The sequence below is a fragment of the Jeotgalibacillus sp. 10bf12 genome (assembly GCF_055597105.1).
Window position 1 is genome coordinate 3,219,339 of sequence record NZ_CP200276.1, and the last position, 24,248, is coordinate 3,243,586.

Annotated in this window: 19 protein-coding genes and 1 other RNA gene; 6 read left to right on the plus strand and 14 right to left on the minus strand. The window is 42.8% G+C overall.

The window, feature by feature from the left end; translation table 11 throughout:
- The first annotated feature begins 312 nt into the window (after nt 1–312).
- Nucleotides 313–1,740, plus strand: a complete 1,428-nt coding sequence (locus tag DH10bf12_RS16810; protein WP_471736366.1) for an alanine/glycine:cation symporter family protein — start codon at nt 313–315, stop codon at nt 1,738–1,740.
- A 74-nt stretch (nt 1,741–1,814) separates the two neighbouring features.
- On the opposite strand, the gene DH10bf12_RS16815 is transcribed toward DH10bf12_RS16810, so the two are convergent.
- Both DH10bf12_RS16815 and ilvD read right to left on the minus strand, forming a co-directional pair.
- On the minus strand, nt 1,815–2,516 hold the full coding sequence (locus tag DH10bf12_RS16815) for a DsbA family oxidoreductase (protein ID WP_471736367.1): 702 nt from the start codon (nt 2,514–2,516) through the stop codon (nt 1,815–1,817).
- Between the two features lie 521 nt (nt 2,517–3,037).
- Nucleotides 3,038–4,735: a dihydroxy-acid dehydratase gene (ilvD, locus tag DH10bf12_RS16820; protein WP_471736368.1), complete on the minus strand. Its 1,698-nt coding sequence runs from the start codon at nt 4,733–4,735 to the stop codon at nt 3,038–3,040.
- 231 nt (nt 4,736–4,966) lie between these two features.
- Here ilvD and DH10bf12_RS16825 point away from each other — a divergent pair, with 231 nt between their 5' ends.
- Entirely contained in the window at nt 4,967–5,368 is a 402-nt protein-coding gene (locus tag DH10bf12_RS16825; protein WP_471736369.1) for a secondary thiamine-phosphate synthase enzyme YjbQ, read from the plus strand.
- A gap of 12 nt (nt 5,369–5,380) precedes the next feature.
- Nucleotides 5,381–6,277, plus strand: coding sequence for a DMT family transporter (locus DH10bf12_RS16830; protein WP_471736370.1), 897 nt, complete (start codon nt 5,381–5,383; stop codon nt 6,275–6,277).
- Nucleotides 6,278–6,309: 32 nt separating this feature from the next.
- Here DH10bf12_RS16830 and DH10bf12_RS16835 read toward each other — a convergent pair whose 3' ends face one another.
- The 4 genes from DH10bf12_RS16835 to DH10bf12_RS16850 form a co-directional block, all read right to left on the minus strand.
- A complete protein-coding gene (locus DH10bf12_RS16835) occupies nt 6,310–6,675 on the minus strand; it encodes a PilZ domain-containing protein (RefSeq protein ID WP_471736371.1) in 366 nt (121 codons plus the stop codon).
- Between the two features lie 705 nt (nt 6,676–7,380).
- A complete protein-coding gene (locus DH10bf12_RS16840; RefSeq protein WP_471736372.1) occupies nt 7,381–8,397 on the minus strand; it encodes a CNNM domain-containing protein in 1,017 nt (338 codons plus the stop codon).
- A complete protein-coding gene (locus DH10bf12_RS16845; RefSeq protein ID WP_471736373.1) occupies nt 8,390–9,784 on the minus strand; it encodes a hemolysin family protein in 1,395 nt (464 codons plus the stop codon). The genes DH10bf12_RS16840 and DH10bf12_RS16845 overlap by 8 nt, the downstream gene beginning before the upstream one ends.
- A 341-nt stretch (nt 9,785–10,125) precedes the next feature.
- Entirely contained in the window at nt 10,126–13,227 is a 3,102-nt protein-coding gene (locus DH10bf12_RS16850) for an efflux RND transporter permease subunit (protein WP_471736374.1), read from the minus strand.
- Between the two features lie 97 nt (nt 13,228–13,324).
- Between DH10bf12_RS16850 and DH10bf12_RS16855 the strand changes: the two genes are divergently transcribed.
- A complete protein-coding gene (locus DH10bf12_RS16855) occupies nt 13,325–14,155 on the plus strand; it encodes a TetR/AcrR family transcriptional regulator (RefSeq protein WP_471736375.1) in 831 nt (276 codons plus the stop codon).
- A gap of 437 nt (nt 14,156–14,592) precedes the next feature.
- Here the strand turns inward: DH10bf12_RS16855 and ssrA are convergent.
- The 5 genes from ssrA to secG all read right to left on the minus strand — a co-directional run bounded on the left by ssrA (nt 14,593) and on the right by secG (nt 19,845).
- Nucleotides 14,593–14,950: a transfer-messenger RNA gene (gene ssrA / locus DH10bf12_RS16860) on the minus strand.
- Nucleotides 14,951–15,076: 126 nt separating this feature from the next.
- Entirely contained in the window at nt 15,077–15,541 is a 465-nt protein-coding gene (gene smpB / locus DH10bf12_RS16865; protein ID WP_471736376.1) for an SsrA-binding protein SmpB, read from the minus strand.
- A 299-nt stretch (nt 15,542–15,840) separates the two neighbouring features.
- Nucleotides 15,841–18,150 (minus strand): ribonuclease R, encoded by a 2,310-nt coding sequence (rnr, locus tag DH10bf12_RS16870; protein ID WP_471736377.1) that lies wholly within the window; start codon nt 18,148–18,150, stop codon nt 15,841–15,843.
- Between the two features lie 25 nt (nt 18,151–18,175).
- Entirely contained in the window at nt 18,176–18,928 is a 753-nt protein-coding gene (locus tag DH10bf12_RS16875; protein ID WP_471736378.1) for an alpha/beta hydrolase, read from the minus strand.
- A gap of 683 nt (nt 18,929–19,611) precedes the next feature.
- Nucleotides 19,612–19,845 carry a preprotein translocase subunit SecG gene (gene secG, locus DH10bf12_RS16880; protein ID WP_471736379.1) on the minus strand — a complete coding sequence of 78 codons (234 nt, stop codon included), beginning with the start codon at nt 19,843–19,845 and terminating at the stop codon, nt 19,612–19,614.
- A gap of 166 nt (nt 19,846–20,011) precedes the next feature.
- Here secG and DH10bf12_RS16885 point away from each other — a divergent pair, with 166 nt between their 5' ends.
- Together DH10bf12_RS16885 and DH10bf12_RS16890 are read left to right on the plus strand one after the other, a co-directional pair.
- On the plus strand, nt 20,012–20,965 hold the full coding sequence (locus tag DH10bf12_RS16885) for an ATP-binding cassette domain-containing protein (RefSeq protein WP_471736380.1): 954 nt from the start codon (nt 20,012–20,014) through the stop codon (nt 20,963–20,965).
- A complete protein-coding gene (locus DH10bf12_RS16890) occupies nt 20,958–21,749 on the plus strand; it encodes an ABC transporter permease (RefSeq protein WP_471736381.1) in 792 nt (263 codons plus the stop codon). The genes DH10bf12_RS16885 and DH10bf12_RS16890 overlap by 8 nt, the downstream gene beginning before the upstream one ends.
- A gap of 41 nt (nt 21,750–21,790) precedes the next feature.
- On the opposite strand, the gene DH10bf12_RS16895 is transcribed toward DH10bf12_RS16890, so the two are convergent.
- The 3 genes from DH10bf12_RS16895 to eno form a co-directional block, all read right to left on the minus strand.
- Complete coding sequence (locus tag DH10bf12_RS16895; RefSeq protein ID WP_471736382.1) at nt 21,791–21,940, minus strand: DUF1540 domain-containing protein; 150 nt, start codon at nt 21,938–21,940, stop codon at nt 21,791–21,793.
- A 353-nt stretch (nt 21,941–22,293) separates the two neighbouring features.
- Entirely contained in the window at nt 22,294–22,731 is a 438-nt protein-coding gene (locus DH10bf12_RS16900) for a cell wall hydrolase (RefSeq protein ID WP_471736383.1), read from the minus strand.
- A gap of 178 nt (nt 22,732–22,909) precedes the next feature.
- Complete coding sequence (gene eno / locus DH10bf12_RS16905; protein WP_471736384.1) at nt 22,910–24,202, minus strand: phosphopyruvate hydratase; 1,293 nt, start codon at nt 24,200–24,202, stop codon at nt 22,910–22,912.
- Nucleotides 24,203–24,248: the final 46 nt, after the last annotated feature.

Genomic DNA, 24,248 nt, shown 5'->3' on the forward strand with positions numbered 1-24,248 from the left:
ATCGCTGTTTACACCTTTTTTTGAGATAAATATTAAATTTTTTTTACGCTCCCTCCATTTTTTTATTTCGATTATCTAATGGAAATCACTTTATCGCGCTGACGCATATATACGCTAAAGTAAAGGGTTTTTCCTATAAACAACTGGTAATGAATATGCATGTAATGTATATAAGTTACCATAAAAACCCATTTAAACCTCACATAACGTTGTCATATCAACGTTTTTTAGAAAAATAACCTATTTACATTGAATGAATATTCGTATATATTATTCAACATTCAGAACATTAAAATTAATGGAGTGAGGAAAATGCAGGGAATAATCGATTCAGTCAATAACATTTTATGGGCATATGTCTTAATTGCAGTATTACTTGGAGCAGGCGTTTACTTTACAATTGCTACAAACTTTGTTCAGTTTAGGTACTTAAAGGAAATGATACGTGTGCTTGGCGATAAATCTGTGGTACCAAAAGGAATGAAGAGTATCAGTTCATTTAAATCTTTTTCGATTGGTGCTGCTACCAGAATAGGTACCGGAAATCTTGCCGGGGTTGCTGTTGCAATTGTGATTGGTGGACCCGGTGCAGTATTTTGGATGTGGATCGTTGCGCTGCTTGGAGGTGCAACCAGCTTTATTGAAAGTACGCTCGCACAAGTTTATAAAGTCCGGGACGGCAATGCTTACCGGGGAGGACCTGCTTACTACATTGAACGAGGCCTGAAAAAAAGATGGCTCGGAATTGTCTTCGCAGTATTGATTGCCATTACGTTTGGATTAATTTTCAACTCCGTTCAAAGTAATACGATTGCGTTAGCTTTTGAAAATGCTTTTGGCATTGACCGCCTTATTGTTGGAGGGATCATTACAGCTTTAACAGGCTTAATCATCTTCGGTGGTGTACATCGGATTGCAAGCTTTTCAAGTATCATTGTTCCACTGATGGCTGTGTTGTATATTGCCATCGCACTGGTCGTGATCGTGATGAATTTCACGCAGATTCCTGCTGTATTTATGACAATTATCAGTAGCGCACTCGGTTTTGAACAGGCTCTTGGCGGCGGTATCGGTGCTGCAATCATGCAGGGTGTAAGACGTGGATTATTCTCAAACGAAGCAGGTATGGGTAGTGCACCTAATGCTGCAGCAACTGCAAACGTCAGTCACCCTGCGAAACAGGGCTTTATTCAGACACTTGGTGTTTATGTGGATACGCTGATCGTTTGTTCTGCGACAGCATTTATTATCCTGGTCAACACAGATTATCAGGCAACTGGGCTTCAGGGCATAGAATTACTTCAAAGCTCACTAAGCGCACAGGTTGGCGACTGGGCTGGCATCTTTATTGCAGCTGCCATCTTTATGTTTGCTTTCAGTTCAATAATCGGAAGCTACTATTATGGAGAAACGAATATTGAATTTATCAGAAAAAATAAAACGGCTCTAAATATTTACCGTGTACTGACAATGGGACTTGTGATGTTCGGTTCATATGCAAGCCTGGGAATGGTATGGAGTATGGCTGATGTATTTATGGGACTGATGACATTGATCAATATCATAGGGATTGTCCTGTTAAGCGGTGTAGCGATTAAAGTATTAAAAGACTATGAGGCACAGCGTTTGGCTGGCTTTGATCCCGTGTTCAAACCAAAAGAACTCGGCATTGACAATACAGAGTGCTGGGATGAAGTGCATGAAACGATTACAAAAGAGAAAGAAGAGAAAGCTTCCTGATCAAAAAACGCCTGCAGACTTTGCAGGCGTTTTTAACTTTTTCATTTGCAGTATCCCCTGCTATTCATTTGAATTTACACATCACAAGAATCGTCTGAACAAGTACTTCCCTGTCCACCAACATTCACAAGCGGTGACTGATTCGTTTCTTCCCATACCTTTTCGAGTGCCTGCGTGAATACTTCATCAGGCTGTGCACCTGAAATCGCATATTTGTTTTCGAGTACGAAGAACGGTACGCCTGATACGCCGATTTGTGCAGCTTTTTGAATATCAGCAGTCATTTCTTCAGTGTATTGATCTGATGCGAGAACCTCACGCGCTTTTTCAGCATCAAGGCCGACTTCTTCAGCGATCGCTACAAGTTGATCATGATCCCCGATATGCTTTGTCTCCAGGAAGTACGCACTTAACAGCTTCTCAGTGATCTCCTGGTCTTTTCCGTGATCAGCTGCAAAATGAGTCAGTCTGTGCGCATCCTGCGTATTTGTACGCTTCATTTTTGAAAAGTCGTAATCAAGCCCGACTTCTTTTGCCTGCGCGACAACATTGTTTGTCATTTCAACGGCTTGATCATAAGACATGCCGTATTTCTTTGCAAGCGCTGAGATTGTATCTTCCACTGCGTTTTTCGGTGCATCCGGATCAAGCTGGAAGCTGCGGTAGACGACTTCTACCTGATCTTTATGCTCAAATTTATTCAATGCGTGTTCAAGCTTTCTTTTGCCGATATAGCAAAATGGGCATACGTAATCTGACCATACTTCAATTTTCATCGGTGAATCCCTCCTGAAATGTTCATAGTCTTATCTTACAATGGATCATTTTGTTTATCGAAAGATCTGCCTGCAATGAGTTTAAAGCTGGGTTGGTATAAATAAGACCGGTTGACTTACGCTGCAGGCGGAGGCTTTCCGGGCGGCGGTCGCCGAGCCTCCTCAGACTTCGTCTTCCGGGGTCTCGGCTATCCCGCTTTATCGCCCCGGAGTCCCCGCCTTCCGCTCCAGTCAACCTCTTCTACTATAGTTCAAAACTGCAGAACGCTTATTTTTCTATTGAAGTAAAAAATAAAAATAGATTGTAAGATAAAGGTCTTCTCTATTGATCAAAAGGGTTTTTATACAAATATCTGAGTGCAGCGAAGCGTAAGGCGGCGACTCCAGCAGGAGAAGCTGGACAGGTGAGACACCGCAAGCGAAGCTGAGGAGGCTCACCGCCAGCCCTGCGGAAAGCGTCCGCCTGGAGCGTAGCGAAACGATTAAAAGGCCGAGACAACAAATGTCCCGGCCTTAGTGAATTACTCTTCAAATAAATCCGTTACTGCACCTTTAGATGATGAAGAAACTGAGTTTGCATATTTCGCAAGGATTCCGCGTTTGAACTTAGGTTCAGGCTTGACCCATTCGTGTGCTCGTTTTTCGAATTCTTCCTGTGAGATCTGCAGGTTAATTTCCTGCGTGTCGCTGTCGATTGCGACGATGTCTCCATTTTGGAGAAGGCCAATTGGTCCGCCGACTGCTGCTTCCGGTGCGATATGACCGATTACGAAGCCGTGTGAGCCACCTGAGAAGCGCCCATCAGTTAAGAGGGCTACTTTACCGTTTAGTCCCCGTCCGACGATCATGGCTGTAATAGAAAGCATCTCAGGCATACCCGGTCCGCCTTTTGGCCCTACATTGCGAATTACGACGACGTCGCCTTCTTTGATCTGGTTATCTTCGATTGCTACTGTACATTCAGCTTCACTATCATACACTTTTGCAGGGCCTTCAAAGCGGCTGATTTTCTGCCCGCTCATTTTCGCAACTGCGCCTTCAGGAGCCAGATTTCCTTTTAACACAACCAGTGGTCCTGTTTTCTTAAGCGGCTCGCTGATTGGTGTAATGACCTTCTGACCTTCTTTTAATGAAGGAACTTCTGCAAGGTTTTCAGCGATCGTTTTACCTGTTACTGTGATGCAGTCGCCGTGAAGCAGTCCTTCTTCTAATAGAAGCTTCATGACTGCCGGTACGCCGCCTGCTTCATATAGATCCTGCATGACGTATTTACCGCTCGGCTTCAGGTCTGCAATGTGTGGAACATTTTGACGGACACGTTCGAAGTCATCCATTGTCAAATCCACTTCAGCTGCGTGCGCCATTGCCAGCAGGTGTAGGAATGCATTCGTCGATCCGCCAAGTGCCATGACAACTGTAATCGCATTTTCAAACGCTTCTTTCGTCATAATGTCACGCGGGTAGATGTCCTGCTCAAGCAGCTTGACGACAAGCTCTCCGGCCTGTTCGCATTCCTGCTCTTTATAGTCATTGATGGCAGGCGTTGAAGAAGATCCGGGAATACTCATTCCAAGCGCTTCAACTGCTGATGCCATTGTGTTTGCTGTGTACATACCACCACATGCACCAGCTCCCGGACAGGCACTGCATTCCACTTTGTACAGCTGTTCTTCATCAATCAGACCTTCCTGATACTGGCCGACTGCTTCAAATGAAGACACGATATCGATATCTTTCCCGTCAAGTTTACCCGGCTGAATTGTTCCCCCGTAAATATAAACAGAAGGAATATTCATACGTGCAATCGCCATGACACACGCAGGCGTCGTTTTGTCACAGCCACCGATTGCCACAACGCCATCAAGACGCTCAGCATTCGTTACTGTTTCAATAGAATCTGCGATCACTTCACGGCTAGGGAGTGAATAAAACATGCCTTCATGCCCCATCGCAATCCCGTCGGACACGGTAATCGTATTAAAAATCATCGGTGCACCGCCGCCAGCTTTTGCACCGCTTTTCGCACGCTGGGCAAGCTTATCGATATGTACATTACACGGCGTAACCTCACTCCAGGTACTTGCTACACCAATCATCGGTTTTTTAAAATCTTCATCAGTAAAACCGACAGCACGAAGCATCGACCGGTTTGGCACTCTGTTAACTCCCTCACTGATTACTTTACTTCTGATTCTCAGATCTTTTTTTGTCGAATCCATTGTGTAACCCTCCTGATGATTTCCCGCTTTACATCACTGCAGTGAAACCTTTATATAAAGACCATCATACATAGAGATGTGAGGTTCCGCAATAAGATTTCTGAATTTATTAATATTTCTCTATATTTAAACGCTTTCATTATACAATCAGGTTCCTTTTGACAGTATGTGTATGTTCTAATAGAAAACGTTTCTTTCGTGCGGTACACTATCACTGAAGGAGATGATCGAATGTTTCATACGTTTACAGTGAAAACGCACAGCCGTGATGAAATGATTGAGATTACACATGAAGTGCAGCAGTGGATCAACGATCAGTCATTTAAAAATGGGATTGCTGTCGTATCATCTAAACATACAACAGCAGGCATTACAGTAAATGAAAACGCAGATCCGGATGTGAAGACTGATTTTTTGAGAAGGCTGGATGAAGTATTTCCATGGGATCACCCGAAAGACCGGCACATGGAGGGCAATACTGCCTCACATATGAAGGTAAGTACAGTTGGACATGCACAGACGATACCTGTTCAGCATGGCGAGCTGGTGCTCGGTACATGGCAGGGCATTTATTTCTGTGAATTTGACGGACCGCGCTCGCGCCAGTATACTGTCACACTGATTTCAGGGTAAAAGGAGAACAACATGAGAGCATATGCAGCACTCGGAGGTCTCAGCCTGATCTGGGGCCTTTCGTTTGTCTTTATCAAAATCCTCGCAGAATCAGCAGGCGTATGGGGAACCGTATTTATCAGATGTGCTGCAGGCGCGCTGATTCTAATGCCCATTCTGATTGCACAATGGCGTAAAATTGAGCGCCCGATTCCGTGGAAGCATCTGATCCTGATCGGGGTTATGAACGCCGCACTTCCATGGGCTCTGATTGCACTCAGTGAAACGAGAATTGCGTCAAATACAGCATCTGTTCTAAATGCCACCACACCTGTCTTTGCAGGATTAATCGGCTTTTTTCTATTTAAACAGCGTCTAAAGCTGCAACAGTGGATCGGTATTCTGATCGGTTTTACAGGTGTGCTTGTATTAATTGAATTCAAAATAGGCGGGATTTTTGGTTCACAGTTTATCGGGGTAGGTACGATGATGCTTGGGGCGATGTGCTATGGTTTCGGATCTCATTATGTCAGACGATTCACACCGGCAACAGGTGTCGTCCTCTTGTCTGCCACATCACTGATCACAGGGGCATCGGTCGGTCTGGTCATGATGACTGTAAACGGATATAGTGTAATGAGCTTTACATACGATACGTCATTCTGGCTCTCTGCAATCGGGCTTGGCTGCTTTGGTTCAGGGATTGCTTACCTGCTGTTTTATTATATGATCAGGCAGAAATCTCCTGAGTTTGCGACGACAGTTACATATCTTGCACCGGTTTCAGCAATGATCTGGGGCAGCGTGCTACTGGATGAGCCGGTTACGCCATCGCTGGTTGGCGGGATGATCATTATTTTTGCGGGGATTTATTATGCAAACCGTAAGTCCTGGAAGACTGCGTCAAGACCACACAGAGTTTCTGCATGAATGTAAAATGAGCGGCATCCTCAGCCGCTCACTTATACTTTTTTCACATACTGCTTCAGCTGCTTCACAATATCCTCTTTCACATCATCTGAAGCATAAAAATGAACACCATAATGAAAATCACTTCCGCTTACCTTCTTCCACACCAGTTCAGCCTTCATTTCATATACAACCTCATTCAGCATAAATTGCAAATGGATTTTAACAGGCTCATCATAATTACTTACCGGCAGATTCAGTTGAGAACTCATCTTGGTTCCATTTGGACTTAAATCATGCATGAGTGCTTTCCCAGGATGGGAATTCACCTCACGACCATGAAGCTCATAAATTTTAAACACTGCCTCTAACGGCTTTTTAAATGCAAACCTGAAGCCTTCTTTTCGATTGTACCTCAAAGCCCTCACCTCACATAGAGAATGGAATGGTATAACTTTTGTACTAGTTATATCGGTTATTTTTTACTGTTATGTATGGTTAAAATGAATTTTTGCAAATGTAAATGTGATCCTTTCGTTTTGCTTAGTTAAAGTTAGCTGGTGATTATCGGTTTACTGGGACGCTTTCCGTGCCCTGGCATTTATCACACAGGCTTCAACAAGGTCTCACACGTCCTTTCCTGCCACTAGAGTCGCCCCCTTACCTATCCAATCACCAGCTGTGCATAATCATCTATAGACTATAAGAAACCAATTGTTTTATATCATTCAATCAATCTCCATTTTCTCGCTTTAATGATGTTAACACCTGGATTATGTCGAATAAAATATGAAATTCATCCAACGATTCGTCAGCTTTCACGTATACGATCTGGCACAATTTGATTAATCGCTTATGAAGGAGCTGACAGACAACATGTATATTTTACACAGAAGAAACAATGGTACTCATGAAGTTTTAAAGGATTCACTCAATAGAGCGTTTAAGTTTTTTGTGAATCAGCATGAGGCCAGCCAATTTTCAAGAAAGCTGAACCGGTATACGCAGAAGGAGAAGCAGTGGAGAGTGAAGAAGATCAATTTATAGATATAATAAAATTGAGGTGTATCAAAGGGGAAGTTTCCATTCCTTTGATACACCTCTAATGTTTGCAAGTCTATTTTCTACTGCTCATTCATTCGTGGTAATACATGGTGAAAAATATCATTCATCGTAATGATGCCGAGAAACTCAGAATCATTCATGACGACTGCTAACTGTTCACTCGATTGTCGCATATTGGTGAGCGCTTCATGCAGAAGTGTGTCCGGCTGTAATACGTATGATGGCCGTGCAAGTTCCCATGCTGAGCGGCCTTCCGGCTCAAGTAGTGTATCCCGGACATGAAGAACTCTTGGGGGATTGCCGTCCTCTGCCATTACGAGAATTCGTTTGTGGCCTGAACGCTGTGTTGCTTCTTGAACATCATATACAGTCGCATCGGATTCCACTGTTGTCAGAGGTGCTTTATCCGACAGCACTTCTCCCACTTTTAGCGTTTCAAGATCCAGTGCACCTGAGATTGGTCTTCGGATCGACGCGTCCAGTGCGCCGACATTTGCCGAATATTCCACCAGCTGCCTGATCGTATCAGCATTTTGTCCACCCACTGCCGCGGTCTCAACCGGCTCCACACCGGAAGCCTTCACTAGCCGGTTCGCAATACTATTGACCCATCCAAGCAGCGGTCGGAAAATCCCGATAAAGATACGGGCCGGCATACCAATCATAATTGCAGAAGCTTCAGGATGTGCAATTGCCCATGATTTCGGCGCCATTTCCCCAATGACCAGATGCAGGAACGTGACAATCATCAGCGATAAGAAGAAAGCAGTTCCATCAGCCAGCCAATATGGGAGCCCCGTAGCAACAAACAACGGTGAAAACCAGTCGTCTACAGCAGGCTTAGTGATCGCTCCCAGTGCAAAAGTACATACTGTTATACCAAGCTGCGCACCTGCAAGCATCACTGTAAGTTCATTAACGGATTTTAAAGCAGCCCTGGCTCCACGGCTTGAACGTGCCGCTTCTTCCAGGCGGTGACGTCTCGCGCCGAGCAGTGAAAATTCAATGATTACGAAAAATGCACTAAGCGCTATAATGGCTATTGTGACGACGATTACTACGAAGGGATTACTCATGATCATCCCTCCTTATCTGTTCAGATTCATCTTCATTCTCCCGCTGTTCAATTGTCAGAGAAATCATGGTTGGTACCCATTTATCCACTTCAATGATCTGTGCGATCAAATATCGTTTGACAGGTTCATCTTCTACCAGATCAGCCGGGTCCTCCGGAAGTTTAACTGTTACTTTTTCATTGACGGCAGGAAGTTTCCCGCTGTGTGCAATAAGTAATCCTGCGATTGTTTCAAAATCACCACGTGGCAGCTGATAACCAATTTCCCGCTCAGCTTCGTCTATATGAACATCCCCGGTCATCTGCCAGGAGTCCTCTCCTTCAGATTCAACTACTTCAACCTCTTCGCTATCGTGCTCATCTGAGATCTCGCCAACAATTTCCTCAGCAAGATCTTCAATGGTCAGGATGCCAGTAAAGCCGCCATATTCATCGATCACACAGGCAAGATCGTTTTTCGACTCACTCATCTGCTCCTGTGCTTCAGGTAAAGCCATCAGTGTTGGAACAACCAATGGAGGCCTCATAATTGTCGTAACCTGATCATCTTTATTCAAAGACGAGGACAGGATATCAACAAGGTGGACCACGCCAATTGGCTCGTCATCTGAATTAACGACCGGATAACGCGTATGCTCCTTTGCCATCAATGACCTGACCTCACCAATGGTGATGTCAGGCTCAACAATATTTGCACGTGATCGTGGAGTCATTGCATGTTCAACGTTACGTTGCGGAAAGTCGAGAATACGGTCAAGGAACATAGACAGCTCCTTCGGCAGATCACCACTGTCACGGGAGTCAGCTACGATATATTCCAGATCCCGTGCATTGGCACTGCTGTCAAGATCATGCACAGGCTCAATTCTGAGAAGTTTTAAAAACTTATTCGCAGACTGGTCGAAAAACTTAATCAGCCATCCGAAAATCATCAGATAAATGTTAGTTGATCTGGCAAGTGCACGTGCCAGTGGTTCAGGTTTTGCAATGGCAAGGTTTTTAGGATACAGCTCCCCAAAAATCATCTGTACAATCGTAGAAACAGCTAAAGCAAGGACTGTCCCGACAGAGATACTCACCGCTGCAGGAACTCCTGCGCCATCAAGTAAAATACTTAAGCTTTCCCCAACAAGCGGTTCAGCTACATAACCAATCAACAGTCCTGTCACAGTGATCCCGAGCTGTGCACCTGAAAGCATAAATGAAGTCCGCTCCGTTACACTTAATGCACGTTTAGCTGCTGAATCACCCTGTTCAGCCATTGCACGCAGCCGTGAACGGTCTACAGACATATACGCAAATTCCTGGGCAACAAAATAGCCATTTGCTGCAATAATGGCCAGAATGACGATAACACCAAGCAATAAAGTAAGGGTTGCAATTAACATATACGACCCACCACCTTATTTAGGCAGAACCTATGAGTACAACGCTTCTTATTCTGAGTGTATGATTTGTCACTACCCGAGTCAGGCTCATCAGGTTCGTTATTTGACATGATCAATTTTATATTCATCTCTTCACTTCCTCCAGCATCGTATAATATTTTTGAGCATACAAACCCCCCCCCGATTACATTCAATCGGACAGCTCATTCAATGTACTGACACTCTTTACCCGGAATCGATTAAAACTAATCAAATGCATTCACTGTAGGGTTTACCAACGTAAAAAGAATGAAGCTCATTAACCAGTAAAAGTGAGCTGGTTAATGAGCTTCGAACATTATCTATTCTTCTTTATCTACTAAAGACTTATTTTTTTGCAGTTTTCTTAATATCTCATACACAACCGGAACAACAACCAGTGTCAGTATTGTGGATGAGAGTAGTCCTCCGATAACTGTTATAGCCAGATCTTGAGAAACAAGACCGCCTCCACCACTTGAGAGCGCCATAGGAATCATAGCCCCTATTGTCGCAATGGCTGTCATTAAGATTGGACGTAATCTTGTTGCACCCGCCTCCAACATAGCGTTTCGCACTGACATACCACCACGTTCCATCTGAATGACACGATCGATCAATACGATCGCATTAGTGACAACGATACCAATCAACATTAAAAGTCCCATCATTACAGAAACTGAAATAGTTTGACCAGTTACGAACAGACCACCAAACGCTCCTATCACTGCAAACGGTAATGAGAAAAGAATAGCAAGTGGTGCTAACCCTCCACCAAACGTGACTACTAAGATGAAATATACAATCGCTATTGCTGCAACCATAGCGATCCCCAACTGAGTAAATGTTTCATTTATATCTGCTGAAACACCACCTGTTTCCAAGGTTACCCCAGCAGGCAGATCCAATTTATCGATCTGTTCTTCTGCTTCCGCGCTCGGTCCTGATACATCATTTTCTCCTGTGATCGTCCCTGAAACGGTAGCATAATATTGTCCTTCAGATCGACTTAAAGTGGTCAATGTTGTGCCTTCTTCAACAGATACTAATTCACTTAGTTTCATTGTTGAACCCATAGCAGTAGGAACAGGTGTCTCAAGTAATTCTTCAAAAGACTCGTATGCCCCGTTTTCTTCTCTTTGAATGATAACTTCTAATTCCCTATCTTCCGTAGTGACGGTGGTAAGTACCTCGTCAGCTCCACTAGATGTTAATGCCATCAACACCTGACCCGCAGTCAATCCATACTGCAGTACTTCCTGCTGTTCAATGATCAGTCTATTTTCTAAATAAGGGTTTTCAACATCTGATGTGATCTCTTCCAGTCCGTCTACTTCGCTCATCGCTCTTTCGACTTGAGAGACACTTTCCAATAAATCATCTACATTTTCACTGTATAATGTATAAGACACGGTATTTGATGCCATCATACCAGCGCCGCCCATCATATCTTGTTCTGCCCATTCACCTGAATGATCCGCCCGATCCAATAAACCGGTAATATCCTCTTTCTCTTCGTTGAACTCTTCAATTGAAATCGATTCATCAAAAGTTAAATAGAGAAGAGCACCATCTCCTGAACCGGTCATCATAGCGGATAAGTCATTAGATGAAGCATCCGATATAGACAATTGTATAGTTTCTATCTCTTTTCTATCTAGTAATAATTGTTCAATTTCTTCCACGTTTTTTAGTATATCTTCTTCAAGTTCCCCCGCTGCTGGAGTATAAGTAACGTTCATTACTTTTTCCGTTTGTGATCCCAAGAAGGAGAATCCGATTAATGGAGTCAGCGCGATCGATCCAACTAGTAAGGCGATCGCCACAGCCGATGTGATCCATTTATGGTTAAGTGCCTTCTCTAAAAAGCCTCGGAACGCTATAGCAAGTTTTCCTACCTCTTTATGAGATGAAGAAGTTTTCTCTCCATAAAGCTTCTTTCGGAACAAACTATGAGACATTGCTGGAACAATTGTAATAGCCACTATCAGAGATGCAATCAATGCGAATGACATTGTTAAAGCAAATGGCAAGAACAACTCTCCCACCATTCCTCCTACGAAAATAAGTGGAGCAAATACAGCAATGGTTACCAGCGTGGAAGAAAGAATCGGCTTAAACATTTCAATCGTGGCTGATTGAATTAATATACGACCTGATAACTTTTCTTCTTTTAAATGCATCCGTCTATATATATTCTCAACAACGACGATTGAATCATCAATGACTCGCCCTATTGATACAGTTATTGCTCCGAGCGTCATAATATTCAACGTGATATCTAACCAGTTAAGTAATAACAGTGCAATGAATATAGAAACAGGGATTGAAACGATTGAGATCAATGTAGATCTGAAATCACGTAAAAAGATTAATATGATCGCAACTGCAATCAATCCACCAATTAAGGCTTTTTCAATCATAGCGAAAACTGATTCTTCAATAGGTTCTCCCTGGTCAAGGGTGATATCAACCACTAATCCATTAATATCTGTCTCAAACTCTTTCATAAGCTCTTTTACTGCATTCACAACTGTGACTGTATTAGCCTCTTGTCCTTTCACAATTTGAATTGCAATAGCTTCTTCACCATTTGTCCTGGAGATGGACTCCACCTTTCCTACCTTCTCTATATTTGCAATTTCTGAAAGCGGAACAAAAGGTTCAGAATTCGTTTCAGTTAGTGTAACAGGAATCAATATGTCTCTAAATTCTTCAACAGTTGTTATTGATCCGTCTAAAAATACTGCCTCTTCACCTTCTTCAAATTCATATAAACCAAGTGAAAGTGCAATGTTGCTAGCTTCAATCATCTGTGTCACATCGTCCTCAGATATGCTGTAAGATTCTAAAGCAAGCTGGTCATAAGTCATTTGAATTTCTTCTATATGCTGCCCTGTAACAGTTGCCGAGGCAACCCCCTCAATATTTTTAATTTCCGGGAGAATTGCCGTCTCAACACGCTCTGTTAATTCTGTAATTGACTCTGTTTCACTACTGATTGATAATGCAGTAACAGGAAACATATTTAAACTGATTTCCATGACAGAAGGAGTTTCAACCTCTTCAGGGTAGTTTACGCCATCAAGCGCAGATTCTAATTCTCTTTTTTTCTCGTCCATGTCAACGCCATAATCATACTCGATTTGAATCTGCGATACATTTGAAGAAGAGTTGGAAAACACAGCTTTTACATCTTCCAATCCTTCAATAGCCTGTTCCAATGGAATAGAAACTTCATCCATAACCTGCTCAGGAGTCGCTCCAGGGTACACACCTGCAACGATCAAATAAGGTATTGATATATCTGGCAAAGATTCCATTTTCATTTGAGTAGTTGAATAGATTCCGGTGAAGGTTACAATTAGAGTTAGTAACCAAACAGCCAGTTTATTTTTTAGAACAAAACGTACTAAATTTTGCATAAGGCTTTTCCTCTCTATCATTGTTTTGAATTACAATATAATCATAATGACCGATCGGTCAATAGTCAATCAATCGAATAAAATAGGAGTGTGAATTATGTCTAAAAAGCAACAAATTCTAGATTCTGCAATTCAACTTTTTGCTGAAAACGGCATTGAAAAGACCTCTGTTCAAGATATAACTAAAAAAACTAATGTCTCAAAAGGAGCTTTCTATTTATCTTTTTCTTCAAAAGAAGATTTAATTAAAGAGATAATTGATTACTTCATGAGGAACATGCTAATACATATTGACCAATCAGTCAGAGGTGACTTGTCTTCTGATGAAAAGTTAAAAAACTATTTCTTTTCTCATCTCTCATTTATGGAGCAACACGCCGATTTTGCTAAAATGTATGTACAGGATTCTATGAATACAATTAATGAAGGCGTTATTGAAAAGATGATGTATTACAATGAGAAAATTGATAAAATCATTCTCGCTGTTTTAGAAGAGGAGTTTGAAGGGATAGAAGTAAATAAAAAGTATGATTTACTTATTTCTATCAAAGCTTTTATACAAATTTATGCCCAAATTATTTTATTTCTTCCTCATACACACGATATTAAGCAAATTGCTGAAGTTCTAAATGAAAAGGTTCGAATCATATTTTTATATTCACATAAAACTTATGTAACACAAGAAATGTTATCTATAAAATTTAAAACAAAATTGGAAGATCAACTACTTTTGAAGCCATCTGAAATAATTGAAGATCTGTTGAAGGATGAACATCCGAAGATAATACAGGAAACGCTAGAATTGCTTTTAGAGGAAATCCAGCGGGTTCCCCCCCGCTCGGCAATTATAATTGGACTGAAGCACAACCTCAAAGATTATAAACAGGCAAAGTGGTTATTATATAGAATGGAGAATGAAGATAAGTAAAATTTTTCAGTGGAACAGAATATAGCAAATGCGCGGACAAAATGGTTAGAACACCATTAATAGTGCTGAGGAAGGAATATACTTACAATTTAAAACATTAGATGATTAATGATTTAACATGACTATAGTTCAGGTGATCAAATCTTCTTTGCAACCAAAACTATTTATTGATAATCCTCTCAAACAAGCTTTGATCACCTCATTTTTATTAATAACATTGCTCAAGAATAAGGGGGTCTAAAGTCTTTTAATTACCCCCTAAAAAATGAATAAAAATCCACATTATGCATGGATAGTGAATAACATTCTATCAATGATAAGAATTAGTGATAGAATGTTAATTTACATATAAAAAAACTTTTCTGTCATCAAAAGAATGATACTCATGTAGATTTTTAAAAATCTGCTGAAATTAAAAAAACCACCAAATAATAATTTGGTGGAGACGGTGGGAGTCGAACCCACGTCCAGAAACTTCAATACTTAAGCTTCTACGAGCGTAGTCAGCCTATTCGCATTTCACCGTAACTTATGCCAACTGACAGGCGTCCGAACGGCTATCCTGATTAGTCTCTTCAGGCTGCTTCAGGTGGCAGCAGACTGCGTATCCCACTATAAGTGAACCTCAGGCAGGTCTACATGGGTGATAGACAAGTGAGGCCTCAAGTGCTTATTAGGCAGCTAGAGCGTAATCTTGTTTGTTGTTAACTATTTTTGGTGACGTTGATGACGGAGACGATCCCTCCGACTCGCAACTCAAGCTCGAACCATTCCTGTCGAATCCGTAACGTCCCCATGATAAGGATGAATCAGGTGTTAGCCTGGTTCAGTACGGGATCCGGAAATCAATCCGGTTGTCCTGCCGCTGTTAACGGCATAATCAATTATAACATAGTACCGTCTTTTTTCAACTGGTAAGCCTTACCGCTGGCGCTCTTTCAGTGCACGCGCCACTTCGCGCTTCGCATCCTTCTTCTTCAGCGTCTCACGCTTATCATATTTCTTCTTACCTTTACCAATGCCAATGAGTACTTTTGCATAGCCATTTTTGATATAAAGCTTCAGCGGTACGATTGAATAGCCCTGCTGTTTCGTTAAGCCTATCAACTTATTAATCTGCTGTTTATGCAATAGCAGCTTTCTCTCACGCAGCGGGTCGTGATTATAACGGTTACCTTCCTCATAAGTGCTGATGTGCGCATTATTGAGAAACACTTCGCCATTACTGATTCTAGCAAAAGAATCCTTCAGGTTCACTCGTCCCCTGCGGATTGATTTGATCTCCGTTCCCTGAAGCACAATACCTGCTTCGAACGTTTCTTCTATAAAATAGTCATGACGCGCTTTTTTATTTTGCGCGAGTAATTTACCTTCTCCTTTAGGCATTTGTAGTATTCCCCCCTATCTGAAATGCTGAAGGCGCTTGGTCAGATCCGACAGGCATAAGACGCGGAGCGGAAAACGGGTGGTTTTCCTGTTTACCGCTCCGTGGCTTATGACCCGAGGAGCTAGCGCCTGAAGCTGGACAACTTGAAATGCTGAAGCGGGCGTTCAGACCCGACAAGCATAAGACGCACTGAGAGAAACGGGTGATCTCCCCGTTTTCTAAGTGTGACTTATGACTCGAGGGTTTGCCCGCTGAAGCTGGACAGCTAACAAAGATTTGTCAGCTGATCCCCTGCACCTTACTTTCTCTTCTTCTTTTTATTCTTCTTATTTCTCGGAGCACCTTTATAAAATTTCTTTTTGTCTCCCTTACCGCCATCATCACGTACACGCTTTTTCTTATCACGGCCATCTTTTTTGCCGCGGCTGTCCACAACACGAGCTGTTTCTCTGCGCACGCGTGGCGTACCCTTCATACCGACAATTTCAAAATCAATTGCGCGCTCGTCTTTATTCACGTTTACAACACGGATTGAAATTTCATCACCGATTCTGTACACATTACCCGTACGCTCACCGATCATCGCCATATGACGCTCATCAAAGCGGTAATAATCATCAGTCATATAGCTGACGTGTACAAGACCCTCAATTGTGTTGGACAATTCCACAAAGATACCGAAGTTTGTTACTGAAGAAATAACACCGTCAAATTCTTCACCGATCTTATCCATCATATACTCAGCTTTTTTCAGCTCATCTGTTTCACGCTCAGCGTCCACTGCACGTCTCTCACGTCCTGACGTATGAGCTGCAATTTCAGGCAGCTGTTCAGACAGGCGCTTCTGCGTCTTTTCATCGACCTTTTTGTTGATCAAATATGTTCTGATCAAACGGTGGACAATCAAATCAGGATAACGTCTGATTGGTGAGGTGAAATGTGTATAAAAATCAGTCGCAAGTCCAAAGTGGCCCAGGCTATTTTCATCATACTTTGCCTGCTGCATTGAGCGAAGCATCATCGTTGAAATCACCATTTCTTCAGGTGTGCCCTGAATATCATCAATGATTTCCTGCAGTGCTCTCGGGTGAATTTCATTGCCTGTACCTTTTACTGTAATCCCGAAGTTTGTAATAAACTCAAAGAATCTTTCCAGCTTCTCAGCCTTTGGATCCTCGTGGATACGGTAAATAAACGGAAGGTTCATCCAGTGGAAATGTTCAGCAACCGTTTCATTTGCTGCAAGCATAAATTCTTCAATCAGCTTTTCACCGACAGATCGCTCACGAATCCCGATATCAGTCGGGTTCCCTTCTTCGTCCACGAGTACTTTTGCTTCTTTAAAATCAAAGTCAATCGCACCGCGGCCAAATCGTTTGCCGCGCAGAATCGCTGCAAGCTTCTCCATTTCACGGAACATTGGCACAAGCGGCTCATACTTTTCAATCAGTGCTTCGTCTTCTTCAACGAGAATCTTATTCACATCGGAATACGTCATCCGCTCATTTGTACGGATCACACTCTGGAAAATGTCATGTTTAATCACGCCGCCATTCTGGTCAATTTCCATTTCACAAGAAAGTGTCAGACGGTCCACTTTTGGATTCAGTGAACAGATGCCATTTGACAGGCGGTGCGGAATCATAGGAATCACGCGATCTACAAGATAGACACTTGTCCCACGCTCATAAGCCTCTTCGTCAATTGGCGAGCCTTCTGTCACATAGTGGCTGACATCCGCAATATGAACGCCGAGCTTATAGTTACCGTTATCCAGTTTACTTAACGAAATTGCATCGTCCAGATCCTTTGCGTCCGCGCCATCAATCGTCACAGTTGTCACGTCACGCAGATCACGGCGGTCATTCAGGTCTGCCGGATCAATTTCATCAGGCACGTTATTCGCCTGCTCGATGACTTCATTCGGGAATTCAATTGTAATGCCGTGTTTATGAATAATTGACAGGATATCCACACCCGGGTCATTTTTATGACCGAGAATCTGGATGACTTCACCCTCAGCACTGTTGCGCCCGTCCGGATATGCTGTAATTTCAACGATCACCTTATGACCTTCCACTGCACCTTTGCTCGCATTTTTCGGAACAAAAATATCGCTGGTCATTTTTTTATCGTCAGGCATCACAAATCCAAAGTTTTTACTTTCCGTATATGTTCCGACAACCTGCTTCGTCCCGCGCTCAAGAATACGGACAACCGTACCTTCTTCACGGTCTCCTCTTGATTCACGTGATACACGTACCATTACTTTGTCTCCGTGCATTGCATGTGCAGATTCATTCGGCGGAATAAAGATATCTTTTCTGCCCTGCTCATCCGGAATCAGGAATGCAAATCCTTTCGCATGTCCTGACAGCGTTCCGCGTACGAGATTCATTTTCTCAGGAAGCCCGTAACGGTTACTTCTCGTTCTGACAATTTCACCTTTTTCTTCTAAAATCACTAGCGATTTTACAAGATCCTTGAAATCTGCAGAATCATGAATTCCGAACGACTCTTCAAGCTCCTGCACAGTCAGCGGTTTATAAGCCTCTTCCCGCATATACGTGAGCAGTTTTTCTTTCATTACGATCACCGATTCTTCCATCAGCGGTCCCTCCATTTTTCAGCTGTTATTTGTCAACTGACCAGTCAAGGGAATCAAGAAACTCAAGCACGTCTTCATGCAGCTGTTCCTTCTCTTTATCAAGCGTAATCACGTGGCCTGACTCCTCATACCATTTCAGCTTCTTCTGATCAGTTTCGATGCCTTCAAAGATAATATTTGCTGAATCTGTATTAATCATGTGATCATGTCTACCCTGCACAACAAATGTTGGCGTATAGATCATATCAACAGAATTTCTCACATCACCAATCAGCTCCTGAAGTCCCTTCAGCGTCTGCATTGGTGTCTTTTCAAATTCCTTCATTTCAGCTTCAATCTGATCTTCATCTTTTTTCTCATATTTCTTAAATTCGCGGGCGTACTCTAAAACTCCTTTGTACATGACTTCCTCACTCTTGATGTACATCGGCGCACACATTGTCACGATACCCTTTACAGGAGCAGTGTAACCTAACTTCAATGAAAATACACCACCCAGGGAAAGACCGGCAACCGCTATTTCCTCATAACCAAGGCTCTTCAGATGCTCAAACCCTTCCTCAACATCCTTCCACCAGTCCTCAGGTCCTGTTTCCACAAGCTCTTCAGGTGGTACACCATGCCCTTTATAATGAGGCGCATGCGATGTATATCCATTTTTCTCTAAAAAGCGGCCAAGCATTCTCACATCAGAAGAATTACCTGTAAAACCGTGCAACAGTAATACAGCACGCTTCCCGCCTTCAAATGTAAATGGTTTTGGTAAATTCAGTTTCATATATTGTCACTCCAATTGCAAATTCGTCTTGTTCTATTTTAGTAGAAAACGCAGTGGAAAGCTATTTGTGCGCATTGTGGATGTGGTACTTAGAAACCGTCGATTTCCGCAGAAGGCACTCGCTTTCCGCGGCCGGTCTCGCCAAGCCCTTCCTGCAGCAGGAGTCTCGCACCTTCTGCTCCAATCAACTAAGTGGTCACTTTTATACCACGAACGCTCATTCATAAGGCAAGTCAGACTCACCTTACTAAATACACAATAATTCCCCGGTTGAATGACGTATGGTGTCAATCGACGTAGTAATAAACCCCAATTGAGTGACGTATCGTGAAGATCGACGTAGCAACACACCCGGGTTGATTGCTGTATAGCCTTTGTTGAGTGCAGTGACACTTTTATTGAATGCACTCTAGTGCTCAATAACGTTAGTGGCACACAACCTTCACTCTAATTACATATAGAAATCTCAGTAGAGCGAAGCGGAAGGGGGCGACTCCGGGACGATTAGTTGGAAGCTGAGACCCCGCAGCGCGAAGCGCGAGGAGGCTCAGCAACAACCGTCCGGAAAGCGTCCCCCTGAAGCGCAGCGAGACGATTCATCTCATTGCATTTAAATCTGAATATAACCATTCCATTTAAAAAGAAAAAATAAAAACCCGACCATCCGATCGGGTTTTAAACATTTATTGTAGCACAAAGGCAACTGCAATCGTCAGGACGAAAAACAGTACCGAAAGAACGATTGTAATACGGTTTAAAACAAGGTCAATCCCACGTGCTTTCTGCTTGCCGAAAAGCTGTTCAGCACCACCGGAAATGGCGCCTGAAAGACCAGCACTTTTACCTGACTGCAGAAGAACCACGACGATCAACGAGATACATACAATGACTAATAGGACAGTTAATATTGTTTCCATATGTTCCACCTCCTGAACCGACCTTACACTCGTTTCATTTTATCATACGCCCATAACCCATACAATCTTTGTTTTTGACAATGTTTAAAAACACTCAAATTTGTCAGAAAACTAAATTAGGAATAGAATAAAACCAAAACTGACACTAATGTCGGGAGGTAAAATTATGAACGGTACGATCCATGTGGAAAACATTGAAAAAACCTTTAAAGGCGATGTAAAAGCAGTAAGAGGCGTGTCCTTCGATATAGCAGAAGGTGAATTTTTTGCATTTTTAGGACCCAATGGAGCAGGTAAATCCACAACTGTTCAACTGCTGACAACTTTACTTAAACCAACTGCCGGAAAACTTGAAGTAGCCGGCTATGACGTAAGTAAAGATCCTGAAAAAGTGAGGCTATCTATCGGCGTTGCCCTTCAGGAAACCGGTATTGACCCTGACTTAAAAGGAAGAGAATTGCTTGAATTTCAGGCAAGGCTATTCGGATTTTCAAAAAAAGAAGCGAAGAAACGGGCTGAGGAATTGCTTGAGCTGGTTGGACTCACTGACGATGCGGACCGTCTCAGCGGTAAATATTCAGGCGGGATGAGAAGAAGACTGGACCTTGCTATGACATTAGTACACCAGCCGAAAATCCTGTTTCTTGATGAACCGACAACCGGCCTTGACCCTGCAAATCGTAAAGCCATCTGGCGGGAGATCAAGCGGCTGAACAAAGAAGAAGGCACGACGATTTTTCTCACGACTCAATACTTAGAAGAAGCAGATCAGCTGGCTGACCGAATTTCTATCATTAATAAAGGTCAGATTGTTGCAACCGGAACCCCTGCTGAGCTGAAGCGGACACTTGGCCTTGATGCGATTGTGCTTCAGTTTGAAGAGGAAGAAGAAGCAATCAGTGCTTATGAAGCCGTTTCTTCCGATGAATACCAAACAGAGCGTGTTAAAAATGATGTAACAATTCTTTCTGAAAACGGCACTTCGATTGTAGCTGACATCATCAGAAAACTGGATGAACGAAATCTTCATCCAGCCCAGCTGAACGTAAAGCCGCCTTCTCTTGATGACGTCTTTATTCAGGTAACAAAAGACCAGAAAGAAGGTGGGTTAAATGAATAAGCAGCAGGGAAACTTTTTCTCAGATACGCTGGTCATGACAAAAAGAAGTATTGTGACCATTCTTAGAAACCCGCTCATTTTTATTCCGAACCTTGCAATCAGTATGTTCTTTCTTTTCGTCTATGAAGCGGGTCTGAGCGGGATTGCAAACCTCCCTGAATTTGAAGGTGCAAATTATCTGGCATTTATTCTTCCTGTATCAATTGTATCCGCAGCAATCGGGGGAGCCGGCGGTGCTGGTCAGGCACTTGTGAAGGATCTGGATAATGGATTCTTCTCCAGACTGTTATTAACACCAAGCTCAAGGCTTGCGATTGTTCTTGGACCCATTATCGCAGGGATGCTCCAGCTTGTCATTCAGGCCGGACTGATTATTTGTGTAGGATTTATTTTAGGACTTGAGGTTGCAGGCGGTGCACTCGGCGTAGTGGTTGTATTACTATTAACGCTTGGCTGGGGACTTGCGTTCGCCGGCTATTCTGTCGGTGTTGCGCTCCGTGCCAAAAATGCACAGTCTGCGCAGGCAGGCACATTTATCTTCTTCCCGCTGATCTTTCTCAGCACGACATTTGTTCCATACGAATTGATTGATGCTGCCTGGTTAAAGGTCGCGGCTTCCATCAATCCGGTTACTTATTTATTTGAAGCGATGAGGACTGTTCTGATTGATGGCTTTACAGACCCCTGGCCAATTGTATTAGGATTTTTAGTCATTGCCGGGTTATGTGCCATCACAATCACCTTTTCTGCTGTTTCAGCTAAAAAAGCTGTCAGTACGGATTAAATCAGAAAAAAGCGGCTGCTTCGCACGGCAGCCGCTTTTTCTTATACATGCTCATAGGTTTTGCAATCTGTCTCATCACTGGATTCAGCACGACCTTTATGAGGTCCAACATGGATTTTCTCTGCACCGCACCTCGTACCATCTCTGTTGAATTTGCAGCTATTCACTTCGCACATAATGATTTGTTCCATCAAAAGCCCCTCCTTCTTTTGTAGAATCAAAAACAGCCTGCACTTTATGTCTTTATTATATCTGATAAAAACAAAACAATAAACTAAATATTCTATTTATTCAGATAATAAAGCGTATTAATATTATATCCCTTTTAACTTTATCTAAACGCGGTAACATTTTTAGGTTTGGTGTTAATGGATATTTTGCAATTGCTTTTATAGATGACAAAATTAATTCTGATGTTCATACACTTCACTTCGTACCTTAACCTAAAGCGTAAAAGCCTTCTCAGCTAACTCAACAAAAAATCCCCTCTGCCTTTTTGGGCGGAGAGGGCTGTTCAGCGTATAATCGTTGACTGCTATGTTCACTATCTATAAACACTCTCACACGTATTAGCCTGTGGTTCATAATAGCAGTGAAGTTTGAATTGACCTGAGAATGGCTGATTGTACCAGGTGGGTGGACATGGCGCATATGGATTAAAGTACCATAGCGCATATTTGGAAGGGTGCTGCCTCCAGGATTTAATCACCTGACGTGCTAAGTCCCTCTCTAAATCTCTTGCCGGACTATAAAATAAATTACCTTTTTGTACTGCCTCAAAAGAATAATTATTACCCTGAATCTGAAAAATCACATCATTGATCGTCCTCACATCCCTGAAATCCAGACAGTCGGCTACAGCACGATTCACGATCACATTTCCAACCATCAGCATGCCAAGCTTCCCCTCACCTTCAGCTTCAGCCCGTATCATCCTTGCAATCAGATCAATGTCCTTACTCGTATGTTTTACTCTTGTCACGTTTTTCACCTCAAAGTTATTGTATGAAAAAGGCTTTGAAAGATGTCAGCCGGAACACCGGGGACGGAGCGCGCCACATTTAGAATCATTACAAAAACGGCACAATAAGCTCCGTCCCCACACTGCGCCGCCACAAAAAAATCCCCCCTGCCATTAAAGGCAGAGAGGATTTTTATCATTAACCTAAGTTATAAAACGTTTTAGCACCAAGGTACTGTGCTGTTGCACCAAGCTGATCTTCGATACGAAGAAGCTGGTTGTACTTCGCAACGCGGTCAGTACGTGATGGAGCACCAGTTTTGATCTGACCTGCATTTGTAGCAACTGCGATGTCAGCGATTGTTGCATCTTCAGTTTCACCAGAACGGTGAGAGATCACTGCAGTGTAACCTGCGCGCTTCGCCATTTCGATTGCATCAAATGTTTCAGTCAATGTACCAATCTGGTTCACTTTGATCAGGATTGAGTTACCAATCCCCTGCTCAATACCGCGTGAAAGTTTTTCAGTGTTTGTAACGAATAGATCGTCACCTACTAGCTGAACTTTATCACCGATCTTTTCAGTTAACAGCTTGAAGCCGTCCCAGTCGTTTTCATCAAGGCCATCCTCGATTGATACGATTGGATACTTGTCTGCCATTTCAGCATACCAGTTCACCATTTCTTCAGAAGACTTCACAACGCCTTCTCCAGAAAGGTGATACTTGCCGTCTTCTTTATTGAAGATTTCAGAAGCAGCTACGTCCATTGCAAGAAGAACCTGTTCACCTGGCTTGTAGCCGGCTTTTTCGATTGCTTCAATAATTGTTGAAAGTGCTTCTTCGTTTGAACCAAGGTTCGGAGCGAATCCACCTTCATCACCAACAGCTGTGTTAAGACCTTTGTCTTTAAGAACTGATTTAAGTGAATGGAAGATTTCTGCACCCATACGAAGTCCTTCACGGAAAGTTTCAGCGCCTACAGGCATTACCATGAATTCCTGGATGTCTACGTTGTTATCAGCGTGCTCTCCGCCGTTAAGGATGTTCATCATTGGCACTGGAAGCTGCTTCGCGTTGAATCCGCCAAGGTACTGATAAAGTGGTACATCAAGGTAATCTGCTGCTGCATGAGCAACGGCCATAGATACACCAAGGATTGCGTTAGCACCTAATTTACCTTTGTTTTCAGTACCATCAAGCTCGATCATTGCATGGTCGATTGATACCTGGTCAAGTACTGAATAGCTGTCGATTAGTTCTGGCGCGATTACGTTATTTACGTTTTCGATTGCTTTAAGAACACCTTTACCTAGGTAACGGTCTTTGTCACCGTCACGAAGTTCTACTGCTTCATATTCACCTGTTGAAGCTCCTGATGGTACTAGTGCACGGCCAAATGCGCCGCTTTCAGTGTAAACTTCAACTTCTACTGTTGGGTTACCGCGTGAATCGATTACTTCACGTGCGTATACATCTACGATAAATGGCATGTTAAAATCTCTCCTCTTTTTTAAGTGATTTTCGGGATATTTTACT

Coding starts and splice junctions, on each gene's coding strand:
- DH10bf12_RS16875 (WP_471736378.1), bottom strand. CDS start 18,928: ATGAAACTGAATTTACCAAAACCATTTACATTTGAAGGCGGGAAGCGT.
- DH10bf12_RS16810 (WP_471736366.1), top strand. CDS start 313: ATGCAGGGAATAATCGATTCAGTCAATAACATTTTATGGGCATATGTC.
- DH10bf12_RS16890 (WP_471736381.1), top strand. CDS start 20,958: ATGAATAAGCAGCAGGGAAACTTTTTCTCAGATACGCTGGTCATGACA.
- eno (WP_471736384.1), bottom strand. CDS start 24,202: ATGCCATTTATCGTAGATGTATACGCACGTGAAGTAATCGATTCACGC.
- DH10bf12_RS16895 (WP_471736382.1), bottom strand. CDS start 21,940: ATGGAACAAATCATTATGTGCGAAGTGAATAGCTGCAAATTCAACAGA.
- DH10bf12_RS16840 (WP_471736372.1), bottom strand. CDS start 8,397: ATGAGTAATCCCTTCGTAGTAATCGTCGTCACAATAGCCATTATAGCG.
- rnr (WP_471736377.1), bottom strand. CDS start 18,150: ATGGAAGAATCGGTGATCGTAATGAAAGAAAAACTGCTCACGTATATG.
- DH10bf12_RS16850 (WP_471736374.1), bottom strand. CDS start 13,227: ATGCAAAATTTAGTACGTTTTGTTCTAAAAAATAAACTGGCTGTTTGG.
- DH10bf12_RS16825 (WP_471736369.1), top strand. CDS start 4,967: ATGTTTCATACGTTTACAGTGAAAACGCACAGCCGTGATGAAATGATT.
- DH10bf12_RS16855 (WP_471736375.1), top strand. CDS start 13,325: ATGTCTAAAAAGCAACAAATTCTAGATTCTGCAATTCAACTTTTTGCT.
- DH10bf12_RS16845 (WP_471736373.1), bottom strand. CDS start 9,784: ATGTTAATTGCAACCCTTACTTTATTGCTTGGTGTTATCGTCATTCTG.
- secG (WP_471736379.1), bottom strand. CDS start 19,845: ATGGAAACAATATTAACTGTCCTATTAGTCATTGTATGTATCTCGTTG.
- ilvD (WP_471736368.1), bottom strand. CDS start 4,735: ATGGATTCGACAAAAAAAGATCTGAGAATCAGAAGTAAAGTAATCAGT.
- DH10bf12_RS16885 (WP_471736380.1), top strand. CDS start 20,012: ATGAACGGTACGATCCATGTGGAAAACATTGAAAAAACCTTTAAAGGC.
- DH10bf12_RS16830 (WP_471736370.1), top strand. CDS start 5,381: ATGAGAGCATATGCAGCACTCGGAGGTCTCAGCCTGATCTGGGGCCTT.
- DH10bf12_RS16815 (WP_471736367.1), bottom strand. CDS start 2,516: ATGAAAATTGAAGTATGGTCAGATTACGTATGCCCATTTTGCTATATC.
- smpB (WP_471736376.1), bottom strand. CDS start 15,541: ATGCCTAAAGGAGAAGGTAAATTACTCGCGCAAAATAAAAAAGCGCGT.